This window comes from Bradyrhizobium sp. 192, assembly GCF_023100965.1.
Classification (GTDB): domain Bacteria; phylum Pseudomonadota; class Alphaproteobacteria; order Rhizobiales; family Xanthobacteraceae; genus Bradyrhizobium; species Bradyrhizobium symbiodeficiens.
On the sequence record NZ_CP064690.1, the window covers coordinates 6478505 to 6493273 of the forward strand.

A 14769-nucleotide genomic window follows, 5' to 3' on the forward strand; every position below is an offset into this window, starting at 1 on the left:
GGCTCCTAGCGTCCTGAGTTAGCCTCCCGCAGCCATCGCGCGGCGCGGCAGCTTCCAATCCGGCCGGATGAAGTGGCAGGTGTAGCCGTCCGGATAACGTTCGAGATAGTCCTGATGCTCGGGCTCGGCCTCCCAGAACTCGCCTGCGGGCGCGACCTCGGTCACCACCTTGCCCGGCCACAGGCCCGACGCCTCGACGTCGGCGATGGTGTCTTCGGCGATCCGCTTCTGCTCGTCGCTCGTATAGAAAATCGCAGAGCGATAGCTGGTGCCCCGATCGTTGCCCTGGCGATTGAGCGTGGAGGGATCGTGGATCTGGAAGAAGAATTCCAGCATGGTCCGGTAGCTGGTCCTGGCGGGATCGAACATGATTTCGATCGCCTCGGCGTGGCCTTCGTGGTTGCGGTAGGTCGCGTTCTTCACCGCACCGCCGGTGTAGCCGACGCGTGTGGAGATCACGCCTGGTTGCTTGCGGATCAGATCCTGCATGCCCCAGAAGCAGCCCCCGGCCAAAACTGCGCGTTCCATCGTCATTTGATGCTCCTTGGTTTCGTCGAGATGCTTACCTTTGCTCTGCAACTGCATGCAAGCGCGGGTCGTCCTTGTCGTCGTGATATTCGAGGCCCAGCGGCCCGATCGCGCTCACCTGCGTGACATACTCGCCGGACTTCGCCCAATGGAAATGCCAGGTCTCGCCGGGCAGCACGATAACACTGCCCGGCGGATAGGCGCTGACTTTATCGCCGTCAAAACTCTCGCCGAGCCCGATGTAGAACACCCCCGACATGACGGTGTAGATGCGGTCCTCGGGATGCTTGTGCGGCATTCAGCCTGATGCCGCCTGGCACCTTGACCCGGACCACATAAGGTCCGGGCGCGGCGGGATGTCCGACCATTACGGCCAACCGGGCGCCCGGGGGGAATGCCGGGAAGGGCTGCCATGCGATATCCTCGGGCAGAATCGCCCGGAACCTGTCTTCATCCGGTTGATGTTGACGAGGCAGATCTTGGCGCGACATGGCGCGACTCCTTCCCGTTCGCTCAGGCGAGCTTGGCGTCGAGCGTGATCTCGGCGTTGAGCACCTTCGACACCGGGCAGTTCTTCTCGGCTTCACCGGCGATCTTGGCAAAACCGGCCTCGTCGAGGTTCGGCACCTTGGCGCGCAAGGTGAGCGCCGATTTGGCGATCTTGAACCCCTTGCCTTCAGGCTCGAGCGTCACGGCGGCTTCGGTCGAGAGCTCGTCCGGCGTAAACCCTGCCATCTGAAGACCGAAGGCCAGCGCCATCGTGAAGCAGCCGGCATGGGCCGCCGCGATCAACTCCTCGGGATTGGTGCCCTTCTCGTTCTCGAAACGGGTCTTGAACGAATAAGGCGTGTCGGCGAGTACGCCGGAGTCACTCGAGAGCTGGCCGGTGCCGTCGCGGCCGGTGCCCTTCCATACTGCCTTTGCCTTGCGGATCATCTCAATTCTCCTCGTTTGTTTTTGCACACCGGCACTCTCTACCGATGGAAGGCGGCATCGGCGTGACCGCCCGCCGCCGCTCCAACCGGCCGAGCATCGCAACGGTTCCGTCAAATCCCGCTCCGATGACATCTGAACGGGGTTTGATTCTTGTTTTGACGCGTTTTCTTCACGCGAACCGGCATCCACTTCGCGCGAAAACGCTTTAGCTGCCGATCTGTCCGACGTGGAAGCCGAGCCGGTTCTCGACGTCTCCGGCGCGATGGAAGCCGCGCGCCATCAGCGCCTTGATGCGGGTCTGGCTCGCGGGGCGGCCGAGCGAGGCCAGGAACGCGTCCCACTCCGGCTTGATATCGACGTCCGGCGGCAGGCTTGCGACATCGACGAGACGCTTGGTCTCGGCGATCGCCTCCTTGTCGAACGACGCGATGCGCATGGCGAGCGCCTCGACGAAGCCATCGAGCTCGGCGTCCGGCAACGACCGGTTGACGTAACCGTAGCGTTCGGCGAGATCGCCATGGATGTCGTCGGCGCCGAGCAGCACTTCGAGCGCGCGGCCGCGGCCCATCAGGCGCGGCAGCCGCGCCATCGGCCCGCCACCGGGCACGAGGCCCGCCCCGACCTCCCATTGCGACAGGATCGCTTTCTCGCGGCTGGCAAAGCGCATGTCGCTCGCGAGCGCGAGCTCGCTGCCGACGCCTGTCGCTCGGCCCCGGATCGCGGCGATGGAGACGACCGGCGCGCGGCTGAGGCGCACCAGCGTGTCAGGCAGCGACTGCAGGCCGGTCGGCCCGGGCGGGACCTCGAGTGAATCCTCGAGCGGCGCGAGGAAGTCGTAATGCGTGATGAAGAAGCCTTCGACCGCGCTGTCGAACACGACGACCTTCACGTCCGGATCGGTTTCGATCGCCGTGACGACGTCATTGAGCAATGGAAGATGCCTCGGGCCAAAGATGTTCACCGGCGGCATATCGAAGGTGACGCGCCAATAGGTCGGAAGGCGGCGCTCGAGGCGGATGTCGCCGGTCGTGAAATTGCGTTCGGGACGGATCATGTGTTGCACTCCTGATGTATGGGTTCGCATCTCAGATCGATTGCCGCAGCGGACGGAACGCCGTCCGCACTTCCGCGGAGAACAGCGCCGGCTGCTCCCAGGCCGCGAAGTGTCCGCCCTTGTCGAGACGGTTGTAGTGGATCAGCTTGGGATAGGCCTTCTCGGTCCAGCTCCGCGGCGCGGCGTAGATCTCGTCGGGAAAGACGCTGACGGCGACCGGGATATTGACGTGCTTGGGCGCGAAGAACACCAGCTTGTTCTCCCAGTACAGCCGCGCTGACGACACCGCGGTGTTGGTGAGCCAGTAGAGCGTGATGTTGTCGACCACATCGTCGCGCGACAGCCCTTCCGTCCCGCCGTCGAACACGCGTGCGATCATCGCGGCGCTGCGCGCATCGTGATCGAGCATCCACGACGCGAGGCCCGCGGGCGAATCCACGAGACCGTTGAGCGTCTGCGGCCGGTTCGACATCTCGATCGCGTAGCCGAGGCCGTGCTTGTAGAAATCGTCGAGCTGGTCGTAGGCAAGGCGCTCCTCGGCCGAGAGGTTCGCCGGGCGCGTTCCGCCGGGTTGCAGCGCCCTGGCGATGTCGTCGGGGACGGTCGCGGGCATGTTGGTGTGGATGCCGAGCAATTCCGGCGGCGCGATCAGCGCCATCTGCTCGGTGACCGCGTTCCCCCAATCGCCACCTTGCGCGACATAGCGGTTGTAGCCGAGCCGCTTCATCAGCACGATCCAGGCGCGCGCGATGCGCTGGGGATCCCAGCCGAGCACCGTCGGCTTGCCCGAGAAGCCGTGGCCGGGGAGCGAGGGGATCACGAGGTCGAACGCGTCCGCGGCCTTGGCGCCATGCGCGGTCGGATCGGTCAGCGGACCGACGATCTTCATCTGCTCGATGATCGAGCCGGGCCAGCCATGCGTGACGATCATCGGCAGTGCATTCTCGTGCCGCGAGCGGACGTGAACGAAGTGAATGTCGACGCCGTCGATTTCGGTGACGAATTGCGGCAGGGCGTTCAGCCGCGCTTCCAGCTTGCGCCAGTCGTAGTCGCTCTGCCAGTAGCGCACGAGCTGTTGCACCGTCGTCAGCTGCACGCCCTGCGACTGATCGGTGACGATCTCGCGATCCGGCCAGCGCGTGGCAGCCAGGCGCCGGCGCAGGTCGAGCAGATCCTGCTCGGGCACGCTGATCTGGAAGGGGCGGATGGCGCCGCCTGCGGCAGCCTTGGCCGGATGCAGCGGCAACAGGCTCGACACGCTGGCGGCGACTGCGGTCATCGCGGCCTGGCTCAGCAATTGTCGGCGGTCGGGATTGAGGCTCTCGGATCGTTCTTGCGCGGTCATGTTGGATCTCCCTTGCTTTGGTCGGAGACGCTGACCGAATTAGAGATCAGCGTGTCCGTTGGTGTGCGGAGAGATTGACTGAGGGCCCGGCAATTTACGCGTTATGGATTGTTAGCCTGCGTTAGCCGTTGCGAGTCCGCGCACGGCAAGAGGGCGACGACATAGGCGCAATGCGACACGGCGCGCGATAATCATCGCGCGCCGTGTCGGCCAAGGTCGGGAGATATCTCACGCTGCAGCTCAAGTCGGCAGCGGCTGGCCGGCTTGCTCGCGGACGATGTAGTCGGCGTACCAATCCGCCCAGTTCTCGTCGTGTCCGCCGCTCCGCGTCTCATGCTCGCCATGCGCCAGCGCCGCGCGACGCAGCGCTGCGGCCAGATCCGTCGTTGAGGCAAATGTCGTTGTGTCGGGCGCGATGCGTCCCGGCAATCGTGTGGTGATTTCCTGGAACAGCCAGCCATTGCCGTCGGGGTCGCTGAACGCGGCGAATGAAGCATAGCTGCCGCGCTTCGGGTCAACACCGCCGACTCGAACGCTGCCGAACAGATATGGCTCGTCAGGTCCGGCGTGAACGTCGCCGGCACCGTGGAATGGCGCACTGACCTCGACGCCGCGGTCGAGCAGATCCTGTCGTGCCGCTTCGAGATCGGACACGGCCAGATACAGGCCTCGCGCCGAGCCGGGCACTGCGGCCGTGACGTTCCGGCCGAAGATCACCGAACAGGCCGAGCCCGGCGGCGTGAACTGGATCACGCGCCAGTCGTCGCCTGAGGCGAAGTCGGCGTCCAGCCGCCAGCCGAGTCGCGCATAGAACGCCTTGGCGCGGTCGACGTCGGCCACCGGGATCACGAGGACCTCGAGCTTTGAATCAACTCCGCGAGATTTCGAGGGCCTTGTTTCAGCTTCGCGATTGATCTCGATCACAGCCATGTCGAACTCCTTGTTTCAAGCCGCGGGTTCTCGGGATCGACACCCGCTCCGGACGTCAAGACTGTCGCGCAAAGGAGAGACCTTTGCCCGTCATGCAGTGTTGGGCTCCGCCAGCCGTTGTGAGGGGAGGGCAAAACTTCTCCAGCCGTCACGCCGCAGCGATCGGCAGCACGATGGTGACCCGCGTGCCGCCCTCCCCCGCCTCGCCCTGCAACCGAGCGTGGATGCTGCGAGCGAGCCCTTCGAGAATCCGGCTGCCGGTGCCCTGAAGCGGACCGGTGGCACCGATGCCGTTGTCGGCCACCGTGCAGAGCCAGGTGCCGTCGCGCCTGGCCAGGCCGATGCGGATCAACGCACCATTCTTGTTCGGGAAAGCATGCTTTGCCGCATTCGTCACCAGCTCCGTCAGCATCAGCGCGAGCCGATGACACTGCGCAGAAGGCAACAAGCCGCTTTCGATCGCAACCTCGCAGCGGATGCCCGCCGGCTCCAGCACGGCCTCGGAGATCGCTTTGCACAGGCCTTCGAAGAAGGCCGCTGCGGAGACCACCGGCAGATCGCCATGATCGGACAAGAGTTGATAGAGCCTGCCGAAGGCGACGATGCGCCGCTCGAGCCGGTCCACCGCCAGCGACACATCGCCCCTGCCCGCACGCGTGAAATCGCGACGGACCGACGCCCCCAGCAGCGTCAGCGTGTTCTTCATGCGATGGTGGGATTCCCGCAGCACGAGTTCCCAATCATGCGACTGCTCATCGAGACTGGCGACGAGTTGAGATCGAACGACATGGTCGTTCGGCCGAGCGTCGATAATGGACATCATGGCTTCCCCGTTGATAGGATCTAACTCGAGGGCCATACTGGATGCATCGCGCGTGTTTAGCCCGTTAGACGTTGCAAGATTCTGTTATGAAGGGCGGTGCAGGCACCCGGTCAGCGCCCGGTCGATCGCTGCCAATGGGACTGCTCAGCTGGCCCGGCCGTGCCCAAAATTGCTGCTTTTGGGTGAGATTGCCGGGATCGCTTCCATGCAATCGGCCGACGGTCACGCGATTTCGCCACTTTCGGCCGGTTTACTGGACAGCGCGTTCTGGTAGTTCAAATTGCGAACATCAGCCCTTTCACCGGATTACTCGCCCGTGCCAGACACCAACGAGCAGGATTCGGCCATTGCCTTCGGGCCCTTCCGCTTGTTCGCGAAATCGCGATTGCTTGAAAGGGACGGCGCACCGCATCATCTCGGCGGCCGCGCGCTCGATATCCTGATCTGTCTCGCTGAACGTGCCGGTGAGGTCGTGGACAAGCGAGAGTTGATCAAGCGTGTCTGGGCCGACGTCAACGTCGACGAGGGAAGCCTGCGCTTCCACATCACGACGCTTCGCAAGGCTTTGGACGACAAGGCCTTGGGCACTGCCGGCGAAGGTTCCCGCTATGTGATCAACGTCCCCGGCCGCGGCTATTGCTTCGCAGCCCCGTTGCTCCGGGCTGCGCCTTCGGAGAGCCGGGCCGGCCTGCCGGCCGCTTCGCCACGTTCGCTGCCCACACCGCTTGCCAAGATGATCGGGCGGGACGATGCGGTCGAGAAAATCTCCGCCGAGCTTGCCCAGCATCGCTTCGTCACAATCGTCGGCCCGGGCGGAATCGGCAAGACGTCGGTCGCGCTTGCCGTCGCGCATCGCGAGCTCGCGGCCTTCGATGACCAGGTGTGTTTCGTCGATTTCGGCGCACTGACGGATGTCCGGCTGGTTCCCGGCACGATTGCTTCCGCACTGGGCCTGACCGTCAATGCCGACGATCCCGTGCCGAGCCTGCTGACAGTCCTGCGCAGCCGGCGCATGCTGCTGGTGTTCGACAGCTGCGAGCATATCCTCGACGAACTCGCCCCTCTGGCCGAGCGCATGGTCCGCGAGGCGCCGCAGCTACATATTCTGGCCACCAGCCGCGAATCCCTTCGGACCGAAGGTGAGCGCGTCCACCGGCTGTTTCCCCTGGATTGCCCGCCGCAGCGTGAAGGCCTCGGCATCGCCGACATCCTTGCCTATCCCGCAAGCCAGCTCTTCGTGGAACGCATTGCCGAGAGCCTGAGCGAATTCGAGCTCACCGAGGAGGATGCGCCGCTCGTTGCCGAAATCTGCCGGCGCCTGGACGGCATTGCACTGGCCATCGAGCTCGCCGCCGGACGCGTCAACGCCTATGGCATTGCCGGAACCGCATCACTGCTGGACAGCCGCTTCTCGCTGCTGTGGCGAGGACGGCGCACGGCGATTCCGCGGCACCAGACCCTGAGCGCCGCGGTCGCCTGGAGCTACGATCTGCTGCCGCCGACCGAGAGCGCGACCCTGCGCGGCTTGTCGGTGTTCGTCGGGCCCTTCACGCTGGAAGCCGCGCTTGCGGTCGCATCCTGCCAGGGTGTCGACGAGCCCGAAGGCGTGGAAGCCATCTCGAACCTACTCTCCAAATCCCTGATCGCGACCTCGCCGGCGGAGCGGCGGCTGCGCTATCGCCTGCTCGACACCACCCGCGCCTTCATGGCGGACAAGCTCGTCGAGAAGGGGGAAGCGGACCGCGTCGCGCGTGCCCACGCCGAATATTTCCGCGACGTCCTGCACGACATTGCCCTCAAGTCCACGGGCATGCAGAGCGCGGGCGGCTTCCTTCCCTATGCCGACCATTTGCCCAATGTCAGGGCCGCGCTGACGTTCAGCTTTTCGGACCGCGGCGACCGGACGATCGGCGTGGATCTGGCGGCCTCGGCGGCCCAGTTCTTCCTCGAACTGACATTGCTGACGGAATGCTACCGATGGACCCAGCAGGCGCTGGCGTCCCTCGACACGCGCGCCGTCGACAGCCGCCAGGAGATGACCCTGCAGGCCGCGCTCGGCGTCTCCGTGATGTTCACGCAGGGCAATACGGAAGCGGTCCGGTCGGCCTTCACGCGCAGTCTCGAACTCGCCCGGCAGCTCGATGACCTGCACTGGCAGCTCTGGCTGCTGCGCGGATTGCACATCTACCTGACCAGGGTTGGAGATTTTCACGGCGCGCTCGACACCGGCGAACAGGGCGAGGGCGTTGCGCGCAAGCTGAATGATTCCGCGGCCGCGCTGAACGTGGATTGGATGCTCGGCGTCGCGCATCATCTGATCGGCAACCAGGACAAGGCGGTTCGGTTCTGCGAAAGCGCGATGGTGCACAATCCAGGCTCGCAACGGCTCAACATCGGCCATCTCGGTTATGACGACCGCATCGTCGCGCTGGTTGCGCTGGCGCGCGGGCTCTGGCTCACGGGCCGGCCCGAGCGAGCGGTCGAGGTGGCCAGATACACCGTTCGCGAGGCCGAGTTGCTCGAGCAGCCTCTCACCCTCGGCATCTCCCTGATCTGGACGATCTACGTGTTCCTCTGGGTCGGCGACTGGGCCGATGCCGAAATCCTGATCGATCGGCTGATCGATCATTCCGCACGGCACTTCCTCGGCCCCTATCACGCGGTCGGCATCGGCCAGAAGGGCGAGCTGCTGCTGCGCCGCGGCGACGCCGCGGCGGGCATCGAGCACCTTCGCCGCAGCCAGGCCACGTTGTATGCGACACGGCACCGCATCATGACGACGGTGTTTGCGACGGCGCTCGCGGAGGGTCTCGCCGCCCAGAACCAGCCCGACGAGGCCTTGCAGACGATCAACGAAGCGATCGCCCAGATTCCCGATCATGGCGAATCCTTCGACATGCCGGAGATGCTCAGGATCAAGGGTGACATCCTCGCCGGATCGGGCCACGCTGCAGAGGCGGAGAGGATCTTGCGCAAATCGCTCGATCTGTCCCGGCGTCAATCCGCGGTCGGCTGGGAGCTTCGCGGGGCGATCAGCCTTGGCCGCATCTGGGAGCGGGCCGGCCAGCCAGCTGACGTCCGCGCTTTGCTCACCCCCCTCGTTGCGCGCTACCAGGAGGGCTTGCAGACCCGCGATCTGATCGCTGCCAGGGAGCTGCTGAGCACCCTGAATTGAGAGTATCTTCAACGAGATACCGCCATGATGCCCGCTCGCAACTCCTAACAACTTCTAACACGCCAAGCCGCATGGGCCCCGCCATGGTGGAAACACTCACGGTGGATATGGCGGGACATGGCGCTTCTTGACGATGTAATCGATGCCAGCGGCGGAATGGCCCGCTGGAACAGCTTGAACCGGTTCACGCTCCACCTTTCCGTTGGCGGAACGCTGTTCTCCAGTGCCGGCCATGCCCGGGAATTCAAGGACGTGACCGCGGAAGGCTCGACCCGGACGCAATCGGTGCGCTTCACCGGCATCACCGGGGGTGAATACTCCGGCTCCTTTCAACCGGATGCGATCACGATCGAGAGCCTGGATGGTGACGTGTTGCGGTCCTGGCCTAACCCCAGCCTTGCATTTCCCGAGGTCGATCCGTCAGCGCTCGCTGATGAGCTGCACCTGATCTTCTTCTGCGGCGTCGCGATCTGGAGCTATGTGACGATTCCATTCCTGCTTGCCCATCCTGACGTCGTGATCGAGGAGCTGTCGCCCTGGCAGGAGAATGCCGAAACCTGGCGAAGGCTGCGGGCACAATTCCCGGCTCACCTGATGACGCTCGCGCCCGAGCAGGTCTTCTATTTCGACGAGAGCGCGCTGCAGCGGCGGACAGATCACGACCTCTTCGGGATGAAGGTCGCGCACTCCTCCTGGGCCCATGACAGATTCGGCGGCATCGTGGTGCCGACACTTCGGCGCGCGCAGACAGTGCGGCCCGATGGAACCGTGATTGCCAAGCCGGTGCTGATGGACGTCGAGATCTTCGACGCCGTCTTCGAATAGCGGCGACACGCCTGATACGGCCGCTCTCAACGCCTAACAATACATAACGAGCCAACAGTCCACTTTGAGCGCAGATTGGGTTTGCGAGCAACGAACGACGTGCTCGAACGAAACCCGGCCGACGCAGCCACGCGCGTGGAATGCGCCGCAGCACTTTCCGCAAACCCTCACGCTATGCGCAAAAGCAACGACATGAGCATTCCAGCCGCCCTCGCCCTCTCCGCCGCAATGGCCTGCGCCGTCGTACCGGCCTCGGCGCAGGAATTGCGATCGAGCCGGCGCTCGATCAGCTATCACACCGTCGATATCGGCGGTCTCAAGACCTTCTATCGCGAGGCCGGATCGCCCGACGCCCCGGCCGTGCTGCTGCTGCACGGCTTCCCGTCCTCGTCGCGGATGTGGGAGCCCTTGCTGAATGGCATTTCGACGATGCCACCTTCGAGCGAAGCGCGGCGGCCTTCGACAATCCGGACCACGTCGCGATCGTGATCCACAATTACCGCTGGCGCCTCGGCCTCGCCGAAGGCGAGGCGAAATACGACGCCTACGAGGCGCGGTTGGCGCAGGCCCCCGTGATCACCGTGCCCACCATCACCATGGAGGGCGACGCCAACGGGGCGCCGCATCCGGAGCCGTCCGCCTACGCCGCAAAATTCTCCGGGCGCTATTCGCACCGGACCATCAAGGGCGGAATCGGGCACAATCTGCCGCAGGAGGCGCCAAAGGCCTTCGCCGACGCGATCCTGGACGTGGCAACCGCGAGCTAGCATCACAATGGCGAAACCCGCACCAAGGGAGCGACCGGGGATGCGCCGGCTGTTTGCGACCCTCGCCCTGCTCGTCGTCGTCCTGCTCATGCTGATCCAGTTCGGTCCGGCATGGCTGCCCGGATAAGCCCTCCGGCTTGATCAGGCGGTGGGCGGGTTCAGCATGAGCCGTGCGGCTTTGAGATCGGCGGTCTCGAACCCCTCGGTGAACTGTGCATAGGTCCTGGCGAGCTGTTCGCGCGGATTTCCGACACTTTGCCGCTCGCGCAGCCGCGCGCGTGACATTTCGGTGCGCAGCCGCCAAGACAGCGCCCCCTGTCGCTCGGCGAGCTCCGCCGACGCGACGAGGCTTGCCTCGGCCGCGTCGAGGTTCCCACCCTGCGCCTCGAGCTCTCCGCGCAGACGGAGCAGTTCCGGCATGTCGAAGGCGCCGCCTTCCTGCTCGACGCGGTCGATGGTTTCGTGCAGGACCTGCGCGCCTTCCGCCAATCGCCCCGAAAACACCAGCCCCCGAGCCAGATCCGCGGCGAATGCCGACATATAGAGCTCGTAGCGATCCGCGTGCAGGCGCGGGAGCGCGCTCCGCAACAGGTCGATGCCGCCGGTTACCTCGCCATGGGCGATCAAGGTCCGCGCCCGAAACCCGGTCGCAACGGCTTCGTAGGGGACGAGCCCGTGCATGCTCGCATGCGTCGCCAGGCGAGCGCTCATGGTCTCGACGGCGGACCAGTCGCCAACCCAGCCGAACACCGAGGCGGACCAGCACAGCGCGATACAATGCATGACCACGTCGCGCGGCGCTGACGCGCCGACGAGCGGAAGGACGCATTCGAGCGCGCGATCGGGATAGCCGCGCAGCCACAACACGCGCGCGAGCGGAATCTGCGGCGTACGCGAATAGGCGAAATGTCCGGGTTGCGTGCCCCGCAGCGCGGCGTCGTCGCGCATGCCCTCGTCGAGATGAGCCTGCGCCTCGGCCTGGTCGCCGGCGAGGTGATAGGACACGCCGAGAAGCGCTTTGCTGCCGGCAATGCCCGCGGTATCGCCGATCAGGCGCGCAATCCGCTCGGCGTGACGCGCTGTCGGCACCAGATGCCGGTAGCCGCCGGTCCGGCGGTAGTACATGTTCAGCCGCGACAGCAGCCTGAACGTATTGGCGTGGTCGACGAGCGCTTGCGCGATCTCCAGCCCGCGCCTGAGTGCCGCTTCCGCCTGCTCGCTGTTGCGCTCGGTGAACATGAAGGCGTGGCCGAGCGTCGACTGAAGCTCGAGCTCCCATCGGCCGCCACGATCGGCGTCGTCGAGCATTGCGAGTGCGCGATCGGACCAGATGCGCGCCTCGTTCAGCAGATTGAGCTCGACAAACAGACCCATGCAACTGCCGGCAAGCGGCACGCGCAAATCCGCGCCGTCGTCATTGGCGTAGCTCCATGCCAGCGCCGCGCGGGCATCGGCGAGCAGACCCGCCCGCTGATGCGGGCGTGACAGCTGGCCGCCGCCGCCCTGCGCCGCCAGGCCGGCTTCGAGCGTGCGTTGGACATGACAAGCGTGACGGCGCGCGATGACGTTGGCCTCACCGACCTCCACCAGCTTCTGCATGGCATAGGCACGCGTCGCGTCCAGCAGTCGATAACGCCGCGATGCGCCGTCCGGCTGCGAGGACACCAGCGACTTGGCCACGAGTTGCTCCAGCGCGTCGACGACGCGATCCTCCGGCGTCTCCTCCTCGGCCGCCACCGCTATTGCGCCCTTCAGGGTGAAGTGACCTGCGAAGACGGCGAGCCGCTGGAACACGACGCGCTCGTTCTCGCCGATCAGGCCGAAACTCCAGTCGAGCGTGGCGCCAAGCGTCTGCTGCCGCGGCGGCGCCGTTCGCCGTCCGCGCCATTCGAGCTGCAGGCGGCTGTCGAGCAGCGCCGCCATCTCGCGCAGCCCGTAGAGACCGACGCGGGCGGCGGCGAGTTCGATCGCGAGCGCGATGCCATCGAGCTTGCCGCAGATCTGCACCAGGACTTCCGCATCCTCGTCGGTGAGGTCGTCGCGATGCCCCGCCGCATTGGCGCGATCGACGAACAGACGCGCAGCCGGATAGCCCAGCACCTCACCGGCGCTGAGGCGCGCGCCCTGCGGCGGGCCCGGCAGCGGGACGAGCTCGAAGATCTGCTCGCCGGCCACCAGCAGCGACTCGCGACTGGTGGCGAGGATGGCGACGCCGGGCGCCTCACGATAGATGTCCTCTGCGAGACGCGCGACAGCGTCGATGACGTGCTCACAGCTGTCGAGAACGAGAAGCAGCCGCCGCACGCGCAGGAAATTGACGATGCTGCCGCCCGGATCGTTGTGATGCACGACGAGGCCCAGCGCGGCGGCGACCGTGCTCGCCACCAGCGCGGCGTCCTTGAGCGGACCGAATTCGAGGAAATGGACGTTGCCCTCGAAGCTGTCGCACAGCTCATGCGCGAGCGCGACCGCGATGGTGGTCTTGCCGATACCGCCTGGCCCGCGCAGCGTGACGAAACGATCGCGGAGCAAACGCGGCGCCAGCTCGGCCACGATTTCGTCCCGCCCGATCATCCGGTCCAGACGATGCGGCAGAGACGGTGGCGGCGCCACTTTATCGGGCGGCAGCGACGCTGGTGCGGGCGGCTCTGCGCGTGTGCCACGCTGCACCGGCGCGACGAAGCAATAACCCCGGCTCGGGACGTTGGTGATGTAGCGAACACCGTCCTTGCCGTCGCCGAGCGCCTTGCGCAGCTCAGCGACATGAACCCGCAGGCTGATCTCCTCGACGGAGAGTCCGGACCACGCGTAGCTGATAATCTCGTTCTTGGGCACCACCTCGCCGGCACGGCTGACGAGCAGGCGCAGAATATCCATTGCGCGGCTGCCGAGCTTGACCGGCTCGCCGTCCTTCTGCAGCAGCCGCGACCGCAACGAAAACGGCCCGAACGAGACGGCATCGAGATCAGGGATCGTTCCGGCGCCGCCGCCGGGGTCATGTCCTGCCGAGAGGTCGGTCACATCTTTCTCATCATGACGACGGCTTCCTCGAAACGCGCAGGGACTATACCCGGCCCCAATGCGAGGTCCAGCGAAGGCCCTTCGCGGGTCTCACACCGGCACGTCGATCCCCCAAGCGATGCTCCGTGAGGGCCCCTCAAACAGGGTAGCCGGGCGAATATTCGACAAATTGGACCTAATCAAACGTCTGCGGCGGGCTGTCGCACCTGCGCACACGCACAAAATCTAACAACTCCTCATCACCACTAACGGGCGTCCTGGCCAGCTCCCGCCTATCCTCCGAGCATGGAGAGCACCGGGCTTGCGCGTTTGCCGGTCGTCGCAAGCAGCCACAGGACCAGGAGAAGACGAGCGATGTCGAACAATTTGCAAGCGGCAGATGCCTGGATCGATCTTCCCGCCGGCGCGCGGGATCGCGAGGTTCTTCGCCCGACTCAGGTGATCGCCCGGGAGAGCCGATGGCGTCAGATCGATCGCGCACCGGATGGCGCGACCGAGGACGTCACCATTTCGCGATGGGAGGACTCGCGGAGCAGCTCGTCGCACGAAACGACGACGCCGGACGACCGCTATTTCATCGGCATCGCCCTGAAGACCGCGCGCGCGAAGCTGACACGGGACCGCCAGATCATTTTCGACGGCACGATGCCTGCGGGGACGCTCTATGTCACCGCTCCGTCGAAGTCCCTCGGCGTGCAATTCCAGTCGCCATGCGCCTTCCTGCACGTCCACATCTCCGCGGATCATCTTCCGGCACATGTCGTTGCGACTGACGGGCTCAATGACCTCGTGCTGTTGCGCGATCCACTCGCCGCCGAGCTTGCCAAGGCGTTGATCGAGCAGAGCGACGCCGCTGACCGACGTTTTACGCAGTGCATCGGCCAGACCCTGGCGATGCATCTCACCCGGATGGAGTTGCCGCGCGTCCGGGTCAATGCCTTGCCGAAATGGCGACTGCGGCGTGTCGAGCAATATGTCGCAGATCATTTCCACCGATGCATCAGCCTGTCCGAACTCGCCAATGTCGCCGGCCTGTCCCGGATGCACTTTGCGGCGCAATTCCGCATCGCGACCGGTTACCGTCCCCGCGAATATCTGCTCAATTATCGGACCGAGCAGGCCAAGATGCTGCTTGCAACCACCGAGCGGCCATTGGCAGAGATCGCGCTTGCCGTGGGCTTCAGCACGCAGGCGCATTTCTCGACCGTGTTCAAGCGCATCAGCGGTGAATCGCCGGCACGCTGGCGCCTCGCCAGCAGGGATGAACGGCTCGAGGTCGAAGCGCCGCCGCGGCGGCGTCCTTCCCCGGAGGTCGGTTGGATCGCCAGCGCCGCGGCGTAGTGCCGCCTCAGGGGCACGAGAGGG

The 14769-nt window shown here is 65.3% G+C and carries 11 protein-coding genes and 2 pseudogenes; 5 read left to right on the forward strand and 8 right to left on the reverse strand.

Annotated features, from left to right (window positions below; genetic code table 11):
* Window positions 1–18: 18 nt before the first annotated feature.
* The 7 genes from msrA to IVB24_RS30405 all read right to left on the reverse strand — a co-directional run bounded on the left by msrA (window position 19) and on the right by IVB24_RS30405 (window position 5613).
* Window positions 19–534 carry a peptide-methionine (S)-S-oxide reductase MsrA gene (gene msrA / locus IVB24_RS30375; protein WP_094974168.1) on the reverse strand — a complete coding sequence of 172 codons (516 nt, stop codon included), beginning with the start codon at window positions 532–534 and terminating at the stop codon, window positions 19–21.
* A 28-nt stretch (window positions 535–562) separates the two neighbouring features.
* Window positions 563–826, reverse strand: a complete 264-nt coding sequence (locus IVB24_RS30380) for a cupin domain-containing protein (protein WP_247770176.1) — start codon at window positions 824–826, stop codon at window positions 563–565.
* Window positions 827–1041: 215 nt separating this feature from the next.
* Entirely contained in the window at window positions 1042–1464 is a 423-nt protein-coding gene (locus IVB24_RS30385) for an OsmC family protein (protein WP_247770177.1), read from the reverse strand.
* A gap of 205 nt (window positions 1465–1669) precedes the next feature.
* Window positions 1670–2518, reverse strand: coding sequence for an enoyl-CoA hydratase/isomerase family protein (locus IVB24_RS30390; protein WP_247770178.1), 849 nt, complete (start codon window positions 2516–2518; stop codon window positions 1670–1672).
* Window positions 2519–2549: 31 nt separating this feature from the next.
* Window positions 2550–3863, reverse strand: coding sequence for an epoxide hydrolase family protein (locus IVB24_RS30395; protein WP_247770179.1), 1314 nt, complete (start codon window positions 3861–3863; stop codon window positions 2550–2552).
* Window positions 3864–4103: 240 nt separating this feature from the next.
* The gene (locus IVB24_RS30400) at window positions 4104–4793 is read right to left on the reverse strand and encodes a VOC family protein (protein WP_247770180.1); all 690 of its coding nucleotides are present in this window, start codon (window positions 4791–4793) and stop codon (window positions 4104–4106) included.
* Between the two features lie 148 nt (window positions 4794–4941).
* On the reverse strand, window positions 4942–5613 hold the full coding sequence (locus IVB24_RS30405; RefSeq protein WP_247774201.1) for a sensor histidine kinase: 672 nt from the start codon (window positions 5611–5613) through the stop codon (window positions 4942–4944).
* Window positions 5614–5932: 319 nt separating this feature from the next.
* On the opposite strand from IVB24_RS30405, the gene IVB24_RS30410 reads away from it, so the two are divergent.
* The 4 genes and pseudogenes from IVB24_RS30410 to IVB24_RS30425 all read left to right on the forward strand — a co-directional run.
* Window positions 5933–8791, forward strand: coding sequence for a winged helix-turn-helix domain-containing protein (locus tag IVB24_RS30410; protein WP_247770181.1), 2859 nt, complete (start codon window positions 5933–5935; stop codon window positions 8789–8791).
* A 117-nt stretch (window positions 8792–8908) separates the two neighbouring features.
* Window positions 8909–9616 carry a hypothetical protein gene (locus tag IVB24_RS30415; RefSeq protein WP_247770182.1) on the forward strand — a complete coding sequence of 236 codons (708 nt, stop codon included), beginning with the start codon at window positions 8909–8911 and terminating at the stop codon, window positions 9614–9616.
* Window positions 9617–9808: 192 nt separating this feature from the next.
* Window positions 9809–10030, forward strand: a pseudogene (locus tag IVB24_RS30420) (alpha/beta hydrolase); the annotation flags it as partial.
* A pseudogene (locus IVB24_RS30425) lies at window positions 10030–10383 on the forward strand (alpha/beta hydrolase); the annotation flags it as partial. The pseudogenes IVB24_RS30420 and IVB24_RS30425, both read left to right, overlap by 1 nt.
* 141 nt (window positions 10384–10524) lie before the next feature.
* Here the strand turns inward: IVB24_RS30425 and IVB24_RS30430 are convergent.
* Window positions 10525–13404, reverse strand: a complete 2880-nt coding sequence (locus IVB24_RS30430; RefSeq protein WP_247770183.1) for a winged helix-turn-helix domain-containing protein — start codon at window positions 13402–13404, stop codon at window positions 10525–10527.
* A gap of 354 nt (window positions 13405–13758) precedes the next feature.
* On the opposite strand from IVB24_RS30430, the gene IVB24_RS30435 reads away from it, so the two are divergent.
* The gene (locus IVB24_RS30435) at window positions 13759–14745 is read left to right on the forward strand and encodes an AraC family transcriptional regulator (protein ID WP_247770184.1); all 987 of its coding nucleotides are present in this window, start codon (window positions 13759–13761) and stop codon (window positions 14743–14745) included.
* Window positions 14746–14769: the final 24 nt, after the last annotated feature.

Coding starts and splice junctions, on each gene's coding strand:
- msrA (WP_094974168.1), bottom strand. CDS start 534: ATGACGATGGAACGCGCAGTTTTGGCCGGGGGCTGCTTCTGGGGCATG.
- IVB24_RS30380 (WP_247770176.1), bottom strand. CDS start 826: ATGCCGCACAAGCATCCCGAGGACCGCATCTACACCGTCATGTCGGGG.
- IVB24_RS30385 (WP_247770177.1), bottom strand. CDS start 1,464: ATGATCCGCAAGGCAAAGGCAGTATGGAAGGGCACCGGCCGCGACGGC.
- IVB24_RS30390 (WP_247770178.1), bottom strand. CDS start 2,518: ATGATCCGTCCCGAACGCAATTTCACGACCGGCGACATCCGCCTCGAG.
- IVB24_RS30395 (WP_247770179.1), bottom strand. CDS start 3,863: ATGACCGCGCAAGAACGATCCGAGAGCCTCAATCCCGACCGCCGACAA.
- IVB24_RS30400 (WP_247770180.1), bottom strand. CDS start 4,793: ATGGCTGTGATCGAGATCAATCGCGAAGCTGAAACAAGGCCCTCGAAA.
- IVB24_RS30405 (WP_247774201.1), bottom strand. CDS start 5,613: ATGTCCATTATCGACGCTCGGCCGAACGACCATGTCGTTCGATCTCAA.
- IVB24_RS30415 (WP_247770182.1), top strand. CDS start 8,909: ATGGCGCTTCTTGACGATGTAATCGATGCCAGCGGCGGAATGGCCCGC.
- IVB24_RS30435 (WP_247770184.1), top strand. CDS start 13,759: ATGTCGAACAATTTGCAAGCGGCAGATGCCTGGATCGATCTTCCCGCC.